At 53.1% G+C, this 17,960-nt stretch carries 15 protein-coding genes and 2 pseudogenes; 8 read left to right on the top strand and 9 right to left on the bottom strand.

Annotated features, from left to right (window positions below):
* Positions 1 to 446: 446 nt before the first annotated feature.
* The 3 genes from HFK74_RS23555 to HFK74_RS23545 form a co-directional block, all read right to left on the bottom strand.
* The gene (locus HFK74_RS23555; protein ID WP_180205572.1) at positions 447 to 1,436 is read right to left on the bottom strand and encodes a nitronate monooxygenase; all 990 of its coding nucleotides are present in this window, start codon (positions 1,434 to 1,436) and stop codon (positions 447 to 449) included.
* Positions 1,437 to 1,638: 202 nt separating this feature from the next.
* A complete protein-coding gene (locus tag HFK74_RS23550; RefSeq protein WP_180205571.1) occupies positions 1,639 to 2,532 on the bottom strand; it encodes a dihydrodipicolinate synthase family protein in 894 nt (297 codons plus the stop codon).
* Positions 2,533 to 2,554: 22 nt separating this feature from the next.
* The gene (locus tag HFK74_RS23545; RefSeq protein WP_180205570.1) at positions 2,555 to 3,250 is read right to left on the bottom strand and encodes a B3/4 domain-containing protein; all 696 of its coding nucleotides are present in this window, start codon (positions 3,248 to 3,250) and stop codon (positions 2,555 to 2,557) included.
* A 46-nt stretch (positions 3,251 to 3,296) separates the two neighbouring features.
* On the opposite strand from HFK74_RS23545, the gene HFK74_RS23540 reads away from it, so the two are divergent.
* The 4 genes from HFK74_RS23540 (at position 3,297) to HFK74_RS23525 (ending at position 6,213) form a co-directional block, all read left to right on the top strand.
* On the top strand, positions 3,297 to 3,914 hold the full coding sequence (locus HFK74_RS23540) for an XRE family transcriptional regulator (RefSeq protein ID WP_180205569.1): 618 nt from the start codon (positions 3,297 to 3,299) through the stop codon (positions 3,912 to 3,914).
* Positions 3,915 to 3,961: 47 nt separating this feature from the next.
* On the top strand, positions 3,962 to 4,651 hold the full coding sequence (locus tag HFK74_RS23535; protein ID WP_257230401.1) for a LysE family translocator: 690 nt from the start codon (positions 3,962 to 3,964) through the stop codon (positions 4,649 to 4,651).
* A 236-nt stretch (positions 4,652 to 4,887) separates the two neighbouring features.
* Positions 4,888 to 5,217 (top strand): antibiotic biosynthesis monooxygenase, encoded by a 330-nt coding sequence (locus HFK74_RS23530; protein ID WP_180205568.1) that lies wholly within the window; start codon positions 4,888 to 4,890, stop codon positions 5,215 to 5,217.
* A 651-nt stretch (positions 5,218 to 5,868) separates the two neighbouring features.
* Positions 5,869 to 6,213, top strand: a complete 345-nt coding sequence (locus HFK74_RS23525) for an SH3 domain-containing protein (protein ID WP_368738177.1) — start codon at positions 5,869 to 5,871, stop codon at positions 6,211 to 6,213.
* 162 nt (positions 6,214 to 6,375) lie between these two features.
* Here the strand turns inward: HFK74_RS23525 and HFK74_RS23520 are convergent, their stop codons facing one another.
* Positions 6,376 to 6,606: an AbrB/MazE/SpoVT family DNA-binding domain-containing protein gene (locus HFK74_RS23520; RefSeq protein ID WP_180205567.1), complete on the bottom strand. Its 231-nt coding sequence runs from the start codon at positions 6,604 to 6,606 to the stop codon at positions 6,376 to 6,378.
* Positions 6,607 to 7,071: 465 nt separating this feature from the next.
* Positions 7,072 to 7,305, bottom strand: a pseudogene (locus tag HFK74_RS33240) (hypothetical protein); the annotation flags it as partial.
* Between the two features lie 177 nt (positions 7,306 to 7,482).
* Here HFK74_RS33240 and HFK74_RS23515 point away from each other — a divergent pair.
* From HFK74_RS23515 to HFK74_RS23505, 3 genes are all read left to right on the top strand, one after another.
* Entirely contained in the window at positions 7,483 to 7,794 is a 312-nt protein-coding gene (locus HFK74_RS23515) for a hypothetical protein (RefSeq protein ID WP_180205566.1), read from the top strand.
* A 139-nt stretch (positions 7,795 to 7,933) separates the two neighbouring features.
* A complete protein-coding gene (locus HFK74_RS23510; protein ID WP_180205565.1) occupies positions 7,934 to 8,551 on the top strand; it encodes a 3'-5' exonuclease in 618 nt (205 codons plus the stop codon).
* 1,712 nt (positions 8,552 to 10,263) lie between these two features.
* Positions 10,264 to 11,067 carry a DUF2092 domain-containing protein gene (locus tag HFK74_RS23505; RefSeq protein WP_180205564.1) on the top strand — a complete coding sequence of 268 codons (804 nt, stop codon included), beginning with the start codon at positions 10,264 to 10,266 and terminating at the stop codon, positions 11,065 to 11,067.
* Between the two features lie 896 nt (positions 11,068 to 11,963).
* Here HFK74_RS23505 and HFK74_RS23500 read toward each other — a convergent pair.
* Complete coding sequence (locus HFK74_RS23500; protein ID WP_180205563.1) at positions 11,964 to 12,200, bottom strand: hypothetical protein; 237 nt, start codon at positions 12,198 to 12,200, stop codon at positions 11,964 to 11,966.
* A 747-nt stretch (positions 12,201 to 12,947) separates the two neighbouring features.
* On the opposite strand from HFK74_RS23500, the pseudogene HFK74_RS33235 reads away from it, so the two are divergent.
* Positions 12,948 to 13,139: pseudogene (locus HFK74_RS33235) on the top strand (hypothetical protein); the annotation flags it as partial.
* Positions 13,140 to 13,302: 163 nt separating this feature from the next.
* Here HFK74_RS33235 and gpmI read toward each other — a convergent pair.
* The 3 genes from gpmI to HFK74_RS23485 all read right to left on the bottom strand — a co-directional run bounded on the left by gpmI (position 13,303) and on the right by HFK74_RS23485 (position 17,923).
* Positions 13,303 to 14,835 (bottom strand): 2,3-bisphosphoglycerate-independent phosphoglycerate mutase, encoded by a 1,533-nt coding sequence (gene gpmI, locus HFK74_RS23495; RefSeq protein WP_180205562.1) that lies wholly within the window; start codon positions 14,833 to 14,835, stop codon positions 13,303 to 13,305.
* Between the two features lie 92 nt (positions 14,836 to 14,927).
* Complete coding sequence (locus HFK74_RS23490) at positions 14,928 to 16,193, bottom strand: MFS transporter (protein ID WP_180205561.1); 1,266 nt, start codon at positions 16,191 to 16,193, stop codon at positions 14,928 to 14,930.
* 107 nt (positions 16,194 to 16,300) lie between these two features.
* Entirely contained in the window at positions 16,301 to 17,923 is a 1,623-nt protein-coding gene (locus HFK74_RS23485) for an NADP-dependent glyceraldehyde-3-phosphate dehydrogenase (protein ID WP_180205560.1), read from the bottom strand.
* Between the last annotated feature and the right edge of the window lie 37 nt (positions 17,924 to 17,960).

Here is a 17,960-nt window from a genome sequence, read left to right as displayed (position 1 = left end):
CGAGGGCTGGCGACTCACCCTCTTCAATGACTGTGACACCCTGGACTACTGCGAGGAAAGCCGGTCGGCTGATGACCGAGTCGGGACATTCGAACTCTGGCAGCGCGACGGAGCTAATCCTGTCGACCTATTGAGTGTTTGGGAGCATGAACAGCTCGAACGTATGCTCGCCGCACTCTGAGCCTGCACGTAGAAGCTCGAAACCACTGCCGGTGCAGTAGCAATGGAAACCGAACGTGAAAAAGCCACAAATTAGAAAAAACAAAGCCCCAGAGGTTCGCGACTCCGGGGCTTCTATTTTCGCCTCCATCCCTTAATAGTTTGACGAACGTGGCCAGGACATTACCAGCGTCGTTTTGATATTTCACTAGGCCTTTGGATAACCACTTTAAGTCGGCGTGCCGCCCGATGGCATGTCAGCGGGCCTCAGGGGATGTAGAGATTTCCTAGCAAAGCGTTTCTAGGCGTCGAATTGCCCGGTGCGCATCGTCAAGAATTTCATCGAGGATGGCCTCAACCGGTTGCACTGAGTTAGCAAATACCACTGACGGGCCGTAATCGAGCATACCTAAGCTGCTATCACCCGTTACATATGCTTGGGTGGCGAGAGACCCCATGACATGGGGCCGGTAGTGCTCAAAGTCGTTTGCTCCTGCTGCATCCAAAGCTGCCACATTCTTTGCACTTTCGTTGTTCAAAACTCGGTGATGCTGCCGCAGCCCGGTCTTCACAACAACGCTTTCGGTTCCATCGTTCCGCACCAGAAGATCCTTGTACTCCCGGTGAATCCACAACTCTTCCGCTACCAGCATTCGCGAACCCATCAGCACAGCATCTGCCCCCATCATCAAGGTTGCTGCCAGTTGGCGACCAGTACCGATTCCGCCGCCTATAGCTATGGGTATTGAAACTTCTTCGGGGGCATGAGCCGCCTGCACCATACTGCTAATGCCGTAAGTCCCTGGATGGCCTCCACAGTCGTTACCGACCACAATCACTGCATCGACTCCAAGCCGCGCTGCTGAGCGCGCGTAGCGAACGGCGGGAACCTTGTGCAAGATTTTTATACCTGCATCCCGCAACATCGGAAGCACGCTCTCGGGGCTCGCGCCCGATGTTTCGACACAATGAACATTCTCTTCGGCAAGGATTTTCACTTGCTCCTGCAGACGCTCGGACGCCTTGTCGTGGCTTGATATGTAGAGGTTCACCCCAAATCCCTTACCTGAGGTCAGCTCGCGGCATTTTCGAAGTTGTTCACGAAACGCATCCGGGTCTGGGAAACCGGCGGCGACGATAAATCCCATACCGCCAGCATTGACGACGGCTGCCACGTATTTCGCGTCCGACACGCTCGGGCCCATGCCGCCGCATAGAATCGGGTGACGGATACCAAGCATTTCGGTGATACGAGTTTTGAACAGCTGGCTTCGCACCGGTCTCTCCAGTTCATTAAGAGCTAATGCGGTGTAAGTAACCAGAATCTGGCTAGGAAGCTGACCGCCACTGAACCACTCTGCACTTACCCGAAGACACCACAAGCTTATAACTGAACAATTGTTCAGTAGCAATTCAACAAACTTCAATTAGATCGATTGACCCGAAAAAAAATACGTTCTGAACCAGCTGTCAAGATTTTTAGGTCAATTCAAGTTCGTCAATCACCTTGGCAATTTTCTGCCGCCCTTCTCCACTGATAGTTCTCAGGGGTAAGGGCAGGCTCGGCATGGTGGTGATCTGACGGAGCTCAGCCGCCGTCGCGATAACCCTGTAGCTGCCACCAAATTCACTGAATAACGACCATAGAGGTTGGAGCCGCTGAGAAAGACGAGTCGCTTCCGCGGCATCCCCAGCAAGGGCAGCGTCAGTGATAGCTTTTGCAGTGATAGGGAAAAGGCCAGCTATGACGGAATACCAGACCTCACATCCAGCGTTCAGGCCAGTCGCGGCGAATGCATCCCCACTCACGCCAATGGTCACGTGACCTGGAATGACTGCTCGAAGACGATCAACGCGAGCCTTGGCCTCGTCAGGAGCGCGAGGGACACCTGGAATCTTTATAGAACGGACATTCGGTAGATGGGCGATTCGCCCATGAAGCTCGTCGCTGAACTCAAAGTGAGTCGTACCTGGATTGTCGTACACGCACAAAGGGACAGAGATGTTTGAGCTCACGGCTTCATACAGCGAGTAAACGTCGTCGTCCGTCAGCTTTTGATAAGAAACGGGTGGAAGCAACAACGCTTTAACACCTGACTTCTGCGCGTCCTCTGCCAGCAGTAGCACGTCGCGCGTTCGCAAGGCTCCGATGCTCACCATGACAGGGATATCACCGGCAGTCTCAACTGCGAGTTGAGCAACACGCTGACGCTCTATACGGGACAGGTATGCATAGCTGCCTGTCGACCCTAGGGCGCCTATAGAAGACACCCCTGCGGCCACGAGGTTTTCCACGAGACGGGTGAAGGCTTGCTCGTCTACCCCCGATTCATTCATCGGGGTTAAAGGGAATGCGCTAAGTCCGTTGAACATTATTCATCTCTCCGTCCGGGATTTAAGAAGCCGTAGCCTCGATCAGAGTGCTCTCAATTCGGGCGCCGGGCATCATCAGCTCCAGGCCCTCAATCAGCTTATCTCCAGCTTCTGTTAGGGCCTCTAATGGCATCGCCGGCAGGCTTTCCAGGATAAACCACATGTGCTTTGCGTCAGAATTGAGCCTAGTACGGACACCCTGACGCCAATTCCACCGACGACAAGTGATGCCCTGATCATCCCGCCAAACAATTTCGCCAGGGTCGGCAAATTCCTGTGCAGGCACGCCTTCTTTCATGGTGTCGAACACTTCAGTACCGTCAGCAGCCACTAGACGCGGAGAGCCCACATAGGCCTCTGCATTCTCCCCTCCTACAGGGATTGCATATTCGATACTGATGGCGTTGTAGAGATCCACCACGGGATCAATGCTGGCTAGGCTACCGTCACGCAATACGCGCTTGCGCAGGGCCTCTGCAGAGCACGGAGTACGTTGTGGCTTAGCGCCGAATTTACGGAAGACATCTGCCCATGCTGTTAAGTGCGCTTCTGCCCAGCTTACATCGCCCGATTGGACTGATTTACAAGCCTGATCCAGGGCCTTCGAGGCGACGTCACGATTGGTTATTGGAGCAGCTTCAACCACAATGCTTAACGCTCTGAAGCCGGGCGCCAAATTGGCTACGTCTTCGCTAATTGACGGCAGTACAGACAGCATCAGAGAATCCCCTAAGCCCTTAAATTGAAAATCATGCTAGCTACCAATGACCAATAAAGTCAATATATCGACCGAGCCAGGTGCTGACGTCCAGACGGTCAGTGAGGCGGTTTCGCGCAGGCTCAAACAAGAGCGGCAGAAGCAAAAAATCACGTTGGACGAGTTATCTCGCCGTTCCGGCGTGAGCAAAGGGATGGTGGTTGAAATAGAGAAGTGCACTGCCAATCCGAGCATCGCCATCTTGTGCAAAATCGCGGCTGCGCTTGGACTGTCAGTGGCGGACGTGGTGAATGTGGCCGACACTCCATCAGCTCACCTGATCAAGAGCCAAGACATTCCTACGCTCTGGACAGGGCCATCCGGGGGATCCGCGCGCCTCCTCGCAGGAACTAGCGGCCCAAACATGCTAGAGCTGTGGCGGTGGGAACTGTATCCCGGTGAAAAATTCGCTTCCCCAGGACACCCACAAGGCACCACCGAGCTGTTTCATGTGGAGTCAGGGACGCTTCATCTTGAGGTAGGCGAAACCGAACTGATCATTACCAAGGGCAGCGCAGCAGTAGCCAAAACAGATGTACCCCATAGCTATTCAAACAATGGGAAATCCAAACTGGTGTTCACCATGTCGGTAACGGAGCTTCACCGACCCACACGGGAACTCTAGTACTCAGTGACATGCTTGGGTCAGTACCCTCGGTCACGCCCTGAGCTATGGCCTGGTTCCTGGAAGCTAGCAACCTAGCGCAGATTCATAAAGGGAAAATGAGCGTGATCGATATCCACAACCTACTTATAGTCTTCACCGCCTATATCATCGGAGCCGCAAGTCCTGGCCCCAGCAATATGCGGATCATGGGCGTTGCCATGAACCAAGGCCGGCGGTCGGCGTTGTCACTTGCGGCAGGTGTTATCAGTGGCTCGTTCTTCTGGGGGATATTGGCAGCCACTGGCGTCTCAGCAGTGCTAACGCAATATGCGCAAGCGCTCGTCATCCTGAAAGTGGCAGGAGGACTCTACCTCCTCTTCTTAGCCATTAAAGCTGGTCGATCCGCACTGACTACCGACAAGCAACTTGCGGAGCAGGTGGCAGTTGCCCCGAGCGTAACTGGCTTCAAGCTCTATCAACGCGGCCTTCTAATGCATCTCACAAACCCAAAAGCATTGCTGGGGTGGGTGGCTACAATGACGCTCGGGCTCGGCCCCGAAGCATCCCCGATGACAGTTGCAGTCATTCTTTCGGGGTGCGCCATGCTCAGCATCACGATCTTCTGTGGTTACGCCATCGTCTTCTCTACCGCCCCCATGGTACGTGGGTACCGGAAGGCTCGCCGCTGGATCGAGGGTACACTCGCGACAGTCTTTGGAGCCGCTGGATTCAAGCTGCTGCTTGCCCACCCCTGAATTTTCCGAACAGCTCGCGCCGCCGAACAGCTTGTCGCAAGGTTGGCTGAAGTCCTCGCAGCTATGAGTGCGAAATTGCACTCCACTTGACCATCTGATTGCATCGGTACTAACCGCTCGATTTAATTGCACTTGACTAGGCGTTTGCATTCGATCTGACCAGCATGCTTAGCAAACTCATCTAGCATAGGTTTGAGGCTCATCGGCAACCAAACGCCACGAAAGGAGCAAAGCCCATGTACTCTTCAACGTTCATCTTTGCCAAAAAGCAGTTTGATGAAGCCTTCCACCGACTCGATCAGGAAATTGCTGCAATCGCAAAGTCGATCCCCGGTTACCTTGGTGAAGAGGCTTGGGAGAATCCACAGACTGGTCTCTTCTCCAATGTGTACTACTGGAGCTCTCTCGAAGCACTTCAGATATTGGTTGATCATCCCCGTCACCTTGAGGCAAAGGCTGCTCAGGAAAATTGGCTTGCCGGTTATCAAGTCATCATATCTGAGGTCATCAAAACCTATGGTGACTCCAAATTTGGCGAGAAATGGCCAATCGCAACAGCTACATAGCCCTTCCATCGAGCTTTCGCAACGGTTGCCCGCCCATGAGGTCTTCCAGGTGTTGACGGACGTCGCGCTAGGTAAACGTATCATGATGCGGAGCTCGATCCAGTCATGGAGGGGGAGATCTACCACGGGCTCATGAGCGTGGAGATTCATGGATGACTACTCACACTCTTCAACGACTGTGACACCCTGGATTACTGCGAGTACTGCAGGTCGCCTGATGGCCGAGTCGGGACACTTGAGCTCTGGCAGCGCGATGGTGCGGATCCGGTCGAAATGTTAGAAGCCTCGGAGCGTGAGCGGCTGGAAAGTTTACTCACCGCAATCTAAGTGCCGAGCCATGCCGAATTCGCCGGTTGGCATTTCAAGCAAAAAGTGAATGCATGGCTAAGCTCTCGGTGGGTCGCCGTGACCAAGATCGTCACGAAGGTGACCGACACTTCGTTTTTTATGAGAGCAATGGATATGCGCTAGAAATCTCAATCATGGTTAGTCCCCCTCTTGATTCTTCTTGCTGTCCTGTGGGCAACGAGCAAAAAGGACACATCTCCTGCCCAGGCTCAGCCCAGCGCCCAGGCCACACCAAATACGTTAATTTCCACTTCGGCTATTTCTTCACCTCCACCGTCACCTGCACCGCCAATCGATCAGTATGTGAGCGCAGAGAAGCTCAACATTCGTGATCAACCAGGCGGAAAAGTCATTTCCAAGCTGCAGCGTGGTGACAAGGTTCAGGTCTTTGAAAAAAGAAACGATTGGGTGCGCATAAGCATTGATGGCCAGCCATCTAAGTGGCTTTCCTCCAAAAGTCTTTGCAGCGGATCGAACTGCTACGTTACAGCTCAGCCGAAACCAGTGCGGCCTGCATCACAACCTGCCCGTAGCCCTTCCACTGAATATGGCTCCTCCTGCCCTTGCTCTTCTGGCAGCGTGTGCATCGGCCCGAGAGGTGGTAGGTACTGCATCACTTCAGGAGGAAACAAGCGGTACGGCGTTTGAAATAATCAGCTATGGGTCGAGCCTAATTTGTAACGCTCGCTCGGCTCCTAAGAAATGAAACGTCGCTCAAAGCCGCCACCTATTAGTAGCGCTCGCCGCATAGAAATAAGCGCGAGACGAACTTAGCAAGCCTTATTCCTTGGGAACGTTAGCAACGAGCATTCACTCCTTCAGCACAAAAACTGGGTTCATCTCATCGATGCTCACGATGACCTTCGGCTTGCGAATCATGCCCTTCAATCGCTCAACGGAAAACGTTGCTGCCACCATGGCGAACTTGCCATTTTCCAGATTGACGAATTCGACCTCATCTCCTGGTTGCAGGCCTAGAGCAGCCCGTACCTGGACAGGGATGGTGATTTGGCCTTTAGAATTCACAGTGGCAGTAGCCATGAGGATACCTACGCGATTGGGCACTTAAATGATAGCCGAGCGGTGCGGTAGGCTATAACGTGAAGACGTGAGGTCGAGCCGGGCTTAAGCCCGAAGGAGCGACAACCAAAGGAGCTTCTTTCGGAATCCACACTCGGCGCATGACAAGCGCTTCAAGCGCGGATAATGTCAGTACCATGAACGACTCAAATTCCATTTCATCAATTTCCACGATCCTTTCTCGCAATGAGCCGGATAGTGCAGACGCCTCAAGAAATGATCGGGAGCCTTGCGAGTTTCTGACGCTGTTAGAGGACGACTGAGTAACCCAGGGAAGCTGATCGCCCTTGATTCAACTCTTCTAGTTCGCCTCGATTCCTTGATCGGCGGTATCGATGTTGACATTAACTCTCCGCTCTCAGCGGATGCTGAATGAATACTCGACACTGGCGAAACGGATGGCGCCTGCAGTCAGGCTGGAGCGAAAGCCGCCTCAATCAGCCGCGCGTTAGGTAGGGCTCGACTTACGTCTGCTATTGCACCCTCAACTGCGTCATGCGCAGAAGGCGCTTCACGGACAAACTCGAGTGCGAGACGACCAGGCTGCCCTACTCCGACCAACGCATCATCACACCCTTCCTCCGCCAAGCGTTCCACAAGCGCGTCCAGATCGCTCTCGTCAGATGTCAGTTGGTACTTCAGGGTGAGCGTAAATTCCATCTGTATTCCTCTCCCTCTGCAATTTCTTGATTGTCGTTTATTCTGACGGGGAAAGTGAGCAGGTGCTCATCCCTGTCGTCGGCACCCAATGACCTATCGATCGAATCTGTTCTAACCACTGCCCCATTTTGCCCGACCATTTGCTGGAGGATCTGGGCGACCGAAAGGAGTATGAAAATGCTAAACCGTCCCGACAAAGACTCGCTTCGTGCGATGCTCGAATCGCAGGTTCAACAAAAGCTACTGGACGATCCGGACGCGTTAACAACTTATGCGGCGCAGCGAGACCCTGAGCGGAAGCCCTACGTTAGCAAACGCACAGTCCAAGATAAGGCTTTCGACAAAGAGCTCGACCAGATGCGAGCCGATGCTGAAACTGGAGTAATTCGTAAGCCAGAAGGTCTACAGACGGGCGGAGACGAGCCTAATCTTGCACTTGATGATTATCCCGGCTTGAAGACATCAGCGACTGCATCGAGTGAATGGTGATCTCCAACACTTGTGATGTTGTGGTCTGTAGCCTCTACCCCGGGATCGAAGAAGCACGCCCTTCAGCAATCCCTTCAGAACGTAGCTGTGTGGACGCGTCGATGTACCTTGGACAGATCAAAGATAGGGCTTCCATGCCATGAGCATTCAGGCAAAGTTTCATCACCTTCAAGCCATCCAAAACCTCCTCGCGCCATACCGCTATCTGTATTGCGTAGACCTTGAGGCAACCTGCGATGAGATTGAGAAATCTGAGCCGCCACGTTCGCTCACAGTCGCCCCCGAGCAGATGGAAACAATTGAGATTGGCCTTGTGGTGATTGATTTGGAGTCACTTGAAATCGTCGACGAATTCCAGCGCTTCGTCAGGCCTCAGATCAATCCTACCCTGACCGAGTTCTGCAAAAAGCTTACGTCCATACAACAACCCGACGTGGACGGTGCGGGTACCTATGAAGAGGTTGGCGAGGAGCTACGAACATTTACTGCTCGATATCCAGACGCCGCCTGGGCGTCATGGGGTGACTACGATGCAAGACAGCTTGAGCGCGATGCTGGCTTTGCCGCGTGCCGTTCCCTGCTCGAAGGCCTACAGCACTTCAACACAAGGAAGTGGCACAAAGGTCTGTACGACAATCAGCCGAAAGGGCTCAAGCAAACTGTAGAGTGGATGGGGTTAGTTTGGCAGGGTACCTACCACCGAGGCATTGACGATGCTCGAAATGTCGCGACCATCGTTATTGAGATGCTCGCCTGACTTTAAGCCGGGCGCTGCCCGAAGGAGCGACATTAACAATCAGCCGAGGTGCTGCTTAGCGACATAGCTGACGTGCCCTGCATCGTAACTACCTAAGCGGTTGAGAAGGGCTGACTCCCGAGGGAATGCACGACTCCGATCGTGTGAATGGTGCCCTGGCTCATCAGCGGGCTGTTCCACCATCCCACGGATACGCTGTTCAACGAGTGTATCGATCACAGAACCACGAAGGGCTGAATTGGTTCGGCCTAAACCGGTTTAAATACGCAAAAATATCGGAACTTTTTCGACGTTAGCTTCCGTACATCTCAGGCACGACGCGGGATACAGGCCTCCATCAAATCCGCAAAACCAGTCGGTGAGCTGGGCCCATTGGCCCGAAGGAGCGACCTATCCACTTACGTCGCACCACAGCTTAGCTTTGAGCATGCGATGACTCAAAACCACGCTTCCGGAGCCGGACACGTCAGCCCGCTGTGTAGAAATATGTGGATCGCCTAAGTGATTGCTGAGTAGAAAAAACAAAGCCCCGGAGGTTCGCGGCTCCAGGGCTTCTATTTTCGCCTCCATCCCTTAATGGCTTGGCGAACGTGGCCAGGACATTACCAGTGTCGTTTTGATATTTCACTACGACTTTGGATAAATGTGTTCGATCAGCGAGCCGGGCCCATTGGCTCGAAGAAGCGACATTGTTCATTTAGATCATCCGCAGCTTAGCTATGGGCATGCGATGACTCGAACACAGTTATTTGAACACAACCTACCCCTCCCGCCTCCCGCAAAGTCTCTGTCTTCACGCAGAGAATCATTGCGCCCTGTCATAAATTGTCTCAGCTCAGTCCTGCATAATTGTTGAAATCATAGAGTCATACCGGTACTCCTAGAGCACCAGTTTTCAGCAGGGAACGCACCATGCATTCACGATTCAGGGTCATCGAAACAACCAGAATGGATGATGGCATCAAGCAGTATCGGGTTTTGGATCTAGTCGAGGGAGGCTCTGCTAGCAAGCACGGTGTGTACAAGGCCAGAGTCGAGGCAGAGGCTGTTTGCTCGCTCCTGAACGCTGAGCATCCTCGTCAGATTGGTGTAGCTCGTACATCCCTAAGCATTTGATCCACTCCTTTCGGAAAACCAGGCGCACGCTTTTTTGAGAGTGATGAATGCCTAGATCGCAGTCATGGACTCTCGTTCGGAAAGTGCTTTTTAAGGCGCGCCAGGTTCAATCGCTGACACTCCTCCTCCGCTACATCTCGGGCTTGATAGGTAGTGGTTAGACGTTGTTTCTCTTCGTTGTCATAGATGTCGAACCCTGTGGGCGCATTCTTGCAGAAGCTCATTCCGATGCGCACTGATCCCGTTTCTTTCGGGATTGCTGGGACAACAAGAAATCTTGAAATCATCTTCAGACCCTTTCTTAGAACCCCGTCACTATTAGCGGCTATACGCCATCACCGCAAGCAATCCTCATCTTTTTCCGATGACCACCACGGGGCTTAGGAACGGTTCGTATCCGCTTAGTGGAGTTCAACGTTTCGGACATACAGCAATCGGCCAAGCTGTGAGCCACGATCCATCGGAGCAACCTTCGCAGGATGCTCTGTATCTGAGATCAGATGAATGGTCAGCGAAATTACGGCATACAGCCGGTGTTGGGACTAGCGTTGTAAATCCGCGTTGCCAGCCCGGCACTCCTCTAGCGGTGACCTGCCATGGAAAAGATCGCCAAGAAGCTAACCAACACTTCTGTAACGCGCATAACAGGGCTTGCGCTGCTCATCGTGTTTGGATTACCGCTAGCGGCAAATGCCGATGAGGCCTATGCCAAGACCTTGCTCAAGAACATGTCCGACTATATGTCAGCGCAGAAAAGTCTTTCGTTCAACTACGACACCATCCTTGAGGTCGTGAGCAAAGATCAGCAGCGATTGGCTTTGGCGGGCTCCGGTTCGGTGGTGATGAACCGCCCTGACAAGCTCCGCTATGCCCGATCCAGCGGGTTTGCAGACATCGAAATGCTGTTTGATGGCAAAACGCTGACCTTGATCGGGAAGGGTAAAAATATTTACACGCAAATCGAAGTACCAGGGACGCTCGATCATCTACTCGACGTACTGAGGGACAAGTACAACCGGCCGATGCCCGGTGCTGACCTGTTCATGTCAAACCCTCAGGAACAACTGATGGCGGGCGTGAATGACATTAAGGATCTGGGCAGTGGCGTGATCGGAGGCGTCGAATGTGATCACCTGGCCTTTAGGAAAAAAGAGGTGGATTGGCAGATCTGGATCGCCCAAGGCGACAAGCCCTACCCTTGCCGCTATGTCATCACTTCAAAGCTGGTTGCCGGTAGCCCGCAGTACAGCATCCAGCTGAGCGACTGGAAAAGCGGTGAAGCTGTTGCGCCCGACGATTTTGCTTTTAACAATGCGACAAATGCCAAAAAAATCGACCTTAAAGATCTGCCCAATGCCGAGGATTTACCGAGCAACTTTGTGCGAGGAAAAACCAAATGAACCTCTTGATGAGATCTGCTGGCCTGCTTGTAGTGGGCCTCGTTCTGATGGGCGCGCTTGAACTGGGAGAGACGTTGTCGATCCCCGGTGTACACAGCATGATTGCTCCAGCAGAAGCAGTGGTTGGACGTCCTCTCACCCCCGTCAGCGTTGCCGGTGTAGCGCGACGTACTGCCCGGCGGAATAATTAGAGGTCTGTTCGTGCGGCGCCATTTGGGCGGACTGCCACTGTTGCAGCACGGAACGCCCTATTCAGGACGCTCCGTTCAAGCTGAGGTGATGAAACGATGGCCGAGTAAGGCTTTGTCACACTGTCACCGGACTTGTCTTTCTGGGTTCTGTAACCTACAGCTCAGGTGAGCAAATGCACTATGATCGACAGGTGTTTCATGTGAGAAACCGCCATGTTTCGCAGAAAAGTGGGTGTCCTCTTCGGTCTTGCAGTAATCGGCTCAGCCGTCGCTTACTCCGCGCATCTCGTTGGAGAGCAGGTCGCCTACCTGCATGACAAGCTCGCTCCTCCTGCAATACGCGTAGAACATACCCCAGCTTGGCCAGCAACAGCACCCAGCCTTCCAGCGCTTGGCGATCTTCCTAATGCTAACTTCCAAAATGACGTGCACCAGGCAAATTACTAGCTTGCAAACCCGGAAGTCTTTCACCATCTATCACGTTATTTTCACATCCGTCCGCGTACGGTGGATGTAGCTCCTTTTGTGATTCCCAGCCCTCGCCCCCATCGCGGGCTTTTTTTGTGTGCACGGATCTGAAAAGTGATTTTGCATTAAGGTGAAGGTGCTCACTTTGGTCGATTGCAGGATTCTCTGATAGGCAGGCATCGGCGAAAATCAGCCATTTATTCTGCCAATGCGTGTGATGCTAACCTTCACATGTGATTAGTCGGTTTGATCGATAACCTTAATTTTCGTCAAACCTACCAGTTCAGCCTGCTTTAAGATCTCTTCCGGCGTCGCGTCCGCATTGGGCATGATCAGACTGTTCTCTCCATCTCCAAAATGCAGCTGCAGCAGGTGCATGGCCGCCTCATACTCGGATAACTGAGGCTGTTTAAATTCAAATAGGTAGGTGCGGGGTTCGCCGTTGAACGAGTACTCCAAGATGTATTTGCGCATGATGGAATCCTCGTTATGGAAGATCTTGATCCAGCAATGGTGACATGGTGTATACGCTATAGCAGGAGTATCGCCTCATCCATTTCTATTAAAGGGATATTGCCTCCTTTTCGTCGGCTGTCCAGCCAGTCTCTGGTTTTACTGATATCGAAAATCTGCCCCTGATCCATCAACGCCAATAGGAGATCATCGGATACCCGATACCGCCCGCAATCCGGACAATCCCTTTCCTCCCACGGGCCATGACACAGAATGCGCTCCGCCACGCCGACACAAATCAGACAATTCATCGCTATCACCCCTTCTTGTTTTTTAACCGCCGCCCTTGAGCGGGTTGAAGCGTCGCGCGCGGGAATCATCGGGCGCTGAGGAAGCTTGAAATTGTCGACCTGAATTATCGAACGAAAGTTCGTAATGTAGACGCTTTCAGGATAGGCAGGTCGTATCTACCACCACTCCTGACCACACTAATCTTGGCTGGCAAATCTTGAAAGCTAATGGAGCCCGTCGTGAAAACGGTCACCCTCTAGGCCAGGGTCGAGGCAGAGGCTGTTTGTTCGCTCCAGAATGCCGAGCATCCTCGTCAGAGTGGCGTAGGTCGTACGTCCCTGAGTCTTTGATCCACTCGCTTCGACACGCCAGTAAGGATGACTATTCGGGATTGGTGAAACCTATAGTGCAGACATAGGCTGCCCGGTCTTTAACACCTCCTCCTGCTACGCTTCTCTTTTCCACGGAGGAATCACAATGCCAAACGAAGACCTGCTCCCTTTCCTACTCTTCAAGATCAATTAGAACCAACTCGCCCTCAAAGCCGCGATCATGGAGCTGACGTTGTGGGTCGAACAGTATGGCGCACGTGAGATTGGAGACAACGTCCGCGGAGCGCTGGCAACGATCAGCAAAAACGAAGAGTTCATCAATATGACGCTTGCGATGCACCGGAGTAACCGTCAGCTTGACGCGAAGAAGGGTTGCAAAGCTAGGATCTTAAGCCCCCATAAGGTCGCCATGCTGAGCATCCGAAGCAATTGGCAGTGAGTGCATCACGTAGTGCCTAATCCGTCTTCTGCCGCTCCAGAACTGATGCTCTATATCTGAGCTAGCCGAACTCATTCCGAATTAGAATCGCACCCGTCATCTCTTCTGGTATGGGAAGCCCCATAATCCTCAGCACAGTTGGGGCGATGTCACACAGGCGACCGTCGTTCAAACGCGTGTCCGACGCGATAGAGGTTATGTAGATGAGCGGAACTGGATTGAGCGTATGCGCAGTGTGTGCCTGTTGAGATTCTGGGTCGAGCATCTGCTCCACATTACCGTGATCGGCTGTGATTAAGCAGTGGCCTCCCGTACTCAATGTTGCTTCTACCACCCTGGCGAGACAAGTATCAACCGCCTCAACTGCCTTGATGGCGGCCTCGAAGGAACCGGTATGCCCCACCATGTCGCCGTTCGCGTAATTGCACACGATAAGATCATTCTTCTGGCTCAGGATTTCTGCTACCAAACTATCAGTCAGTTCGAAAGCGCTCATCTCCGGCTGCAAGTCGTACGAGTCTACCAACGGCGATTGAACTAGCGTCCTGCGCTCGTTCTCGAAAGGCTCCTCCCGACCACCGTTGAAGAAGAACGTAACATGCGCGTACTTTTCAGTTTCCGCTATTCGGAGCTGAGATTTGCCTAAATCCGCCAGGTGCTCCCCTAGGCTATTAGCGATATTGTCCGGAGGAAATGCGCATGGCCCGTCAAGCTCGTCGGAGTAACGCGTCAAGGTCAGCAGTCGATCTTTTGAAACCACATGCTGCCGAGGAAACACATTGAAGGTTGGGGAGATCAGCGTTTCGCAGAGCTGTCGTGCCCGATCAGGTCGGAAGTTCATGAACACGATCGAATCTTTATCGGTGATTGGTTCCGCCGCGCCGATCCGTGTCGCCTGAACGAATTCGTCCGATTCGCCACGCTCATAGGCAGCATTCAACGCGTCGTGAGCTGACTTTGCAGTGAACTCGCCCACACCCTGTGAGATCAGTTGATGGGCCGCCTGAACACGATTCCATCGCTTGTCACGATCAAGAGCAAAGTAGCGACCAATAACTGTGGCTATGCGGCCACACCCTTGCCGCTCCAACTGGGCTTCGAGCTTGGAAATGGACTCAATAGCACACTTCGGCGCGGTATCACGTCCGTCAAGAAATGCGTGCACATAGAGCTGTTTGATTCCGGAGTCTGCCAGTACTTGGCAAGCCGCAATAATCTGGTCAATGTGGCTGTGAACACCACCTGGCGACAGCAGCCCCATGAGATGCACTGCGCCGCCTCTTCTTTGGGTTTGATCAACCAACGCTGATAACGCAGGGTTAGTCGCGAAGGTACCGTCCTCAATCGCCTTATTGATGCGGGTTAGGTTCTGATAAACGATACGGCCTGCTCCAAGATTCATATGGCCGACTTCAGAGTTCCCCATTTGCCCATCAGGCAAGCCGACTGCAAGTCCGGAGGTAGCGATAAGGCTATGCGGGTAGTTTTGGAAAAGCCCGTCCAAAGTCGGCGTGCGCGCAGCGGCATAGGCATTTGCTTCGGCTTCTGCGCGTACGCCAATTCCGTCAAGGATGATCAATGTACAGGTGGTCATCTCAATCACTCTGATAAGTTGGTCGATCTTAAGAGCAATCGACCGGCAGTCTTAGCAGATGCCGGTGATCGCTTGAGTTGATTAGGTATTCATCAGCGCCCTGGATCTTCAGCGCTGGAGAGGTAAGCACAGAGCAACGCTCCACCAAGGTACATCGCAGCAAAAATCCAGATAAGGAGCTCCATTTGTTCCGCCCCTCCTACAACCGCTACGAGTGCTGGGCCAAGGAACGCAGCAAGACCTGCCGCAAGCGTGTATAGCGCAAGTGCATTCGCCCGTTCAGCCGCCGGAACCATGGCAGGCACAAGGGCTGTGAGCGGCACAAATCCAGCGAGGCCAATGGCAAAGACTGCCCAACAGATCGCCGTCAGGAGAAAGTTCGGCCCAATCCAAAGGGGGACATAGTAGAGCAGTAGAATGCCGATACCTGACATGACACATCCGAACCAGGTGACTGTACGCTTCCATCCGAATTGATCGCCCAATACACCAAACGCCAAGTTAGCGAAGATGTTGGCGGTATAAACGATCGTCACGATCTGAAGATACTCACTCTGGGTAAATCCCACCTTGTGCACGAAGAAAAACGGAGCAACGACAAACAGCGCAAAATTCGGCGTCGTGTTCACGAGCCTAACAATCGCACCTGCTGTCACACGAGGCCGATGCCAGACGATCGTCAAAGCATTTTTGAAACCCGCGAAGCCGCTGCCCTTCAGTGCTACGGGGCCGGCATGCCTAAGATCTCGTATTCCCAATAATGCGACGCTTGCACCGATGATGATCAGCGCCGTACCGAGCCAAAAGGTGGGTATCTCACCGATCATGGGAATTGTGAAGCTGGCAAGCAGAGAACCAAGTGTTGGGAGTCCGGCACCGAAGGCGAACCAAAACCATCCTACCGAACTACCCCTTTGATGCGCCGGGGTCGCAAGATTGATCCACACCAGAAAAGCGTAGGCGAAAAATGGGTAACCAATGCCCCGTATTGCGTAGCTCGCGACAGCAACCCAATGCACATCCGCATGCACACCGATGCCGAGGAAAATGGCCTCGAATACGACCCAATTAACCGCCCCGATCAGCATGACCTTTCTCGGCCCAAGTACAGCCGAGAGAGTACCTGCGAACCAAGAACCAATGGTTGCGAAAACTCCGTACAGGCTAATCGTCAGGGCGGCCGACCCTTCGCTGAATCCTTGATTATCAACCAGGAAAGGCGATAGGTAGTTGGATTCAACACCGTCGCCAATCATGAATAGCAATAGGCCCAAGAAGCCTGGAAAAAGATGAGCTGGAAGCCCAATTCGATCCAAAAATGAGGGAGACGTTATCTTCACTTGCGAGATGTCATTCATTATTATTTTCCTCTCAAGACCGTCGCATTGACGCGGGAGAGCGGCAAACTGATAGCTTGCCGCCAGCCGGGCTGAAATGCCGATTACCAACTCAGAAACGGTTAGTTCTAGAAGATGTAATCCGTGGTGAGAAAGCTCGAATCGCGGTTTTGAATCACATCGCTGATGAGCTTCTTGTTGGACTCATTGAACTTCGTCGCCACCAAGGTACGTATGGAGAACACGCGGAGTGCATCGTTTACGGATAGCGTGCCTTCAGCCGAATTTTTCCGGCCATTGAACGGATATGAATCCGGCCCCCGCTGACACTGAGCGTTGATGTTGATCCGCCCGACCTGGTTGGCGAAGACATCGACCAGATGACCGACTTGTGCGGAGTCAGTACCAAAAATGCTCAACTGCTGACCGAAATCAGACTTGAGGACATAGTCGATCACAACCTGGATGTCTCGGAAAGGAACGACTGGTACGATTGGCCCGAACTGCTCTTCTTGGAAGACACGCATATCCGGTGTGACCGGATAGAGTACGGCAGGATAAAAGAATGATTGGCGCTGCTCTGCACCGCCGTCGTTAACGATCTCGGCTCCCTTGCGACGGGCGTCATCTACCATGCCCTGCAGATAGTCGGTTTTGCCGGGCTCAGGCAGTGGAGTAAGAGAAACACCTGGTTCCCAAGGCATGCCAGGCTTCAAAGCGGCAAGCTTTTCGTTGAATTTCCCGAGGAAGCTTTCAACCACATCCTCATGAACGAACAGGATTTTCAGCGCCGTACAACGCTGACCATTGAACGACAGCGCGCCAGTAACTGCCTCACTCACTGCGTTATCCAGATCCACATCTGGTAAGACGATGCCTGGATTTTTTGCATCAAGGCCGAGTACCGCACGCAGCCTGTGCGGGCGAGGATGCAGTTTCTTCAGCGCACTAGCACCTTTATTGGTTCCAATGAACGCAAAGACATCAACTTTGCCGCTAGCCATCAATGCGCTAACAGTCTCACGACCGCTGCCGTAGATCACATTGATCACGCCGGCGGGGAAGCTGTCTCGAAATGCCTCCAGCAGCGGACGGATTAGCAATACGCCAAATTTGGCGGGTTTGAAAACAACGGTGTTCCCCATAATCAAAGCAGGGATCAGGGTGGTGAACGTCTCATTGAGCGGATAGTTGTAAGGCCCCATGCAGAGTGTCACACCCAATGGAACGCGCCGAATTTGACCGAGGGTATCTTGTTCCAGCTCAAATCTGCTGGAGCGCCGATCCAACTGTTTCAGTGCGTTGATGGTGTCAACGATGTAGTCACAGGTGCGGTCGAACTCTTTTTCCGAGTCCTTCAAGTTTTTGCCAATTTCCCACATCAGCAATTTGACCACTTCAGTACGCTGCTCGCGCATACGAGACAGGAAAAGCTCTACGTGCTGGATGCGCTCGGCGACGCGCATCGTAGGCCACACACCTCGGCCGTTATCGTAAGCCGTCACCGCAGCATCCAAAGCCACCAGAGCTGATTCAGCATCCATCTGTGGAAAGCTGCCCAGACGCACCTGGGAATCGCCATCAGCCTCAGACAGAAACACTGGACTGTGAACCGAAATAAGCGGGCCGTTCCAAGCTTGTAGTTGACCGCCGACGAGATACTCTCGCTGTTCAATGGGAGCACCGAGGCGATAAGACTCAGGTACCTGATCGGCACGAGGGAAGAGGTTGGCAAGACGCTGACTGCTCATAAGCATACCTTTCATAAAGCTCGAACGATCCCGCACG

It is taken from the genome of Pseudomonas sp. SbOxS1, from assembly GCF_013416725.1.
Lineage (GTDB): Bacteria > Pseudomonadota > Gammaproteobacteria > Pseudomonadales > Pseudomonadaceae > Aquipseudomonas.
Note: the sequence above shows the minus strand (reverse complement) of the source record. Positions and strands in the feature narration are given on the sequence as shown.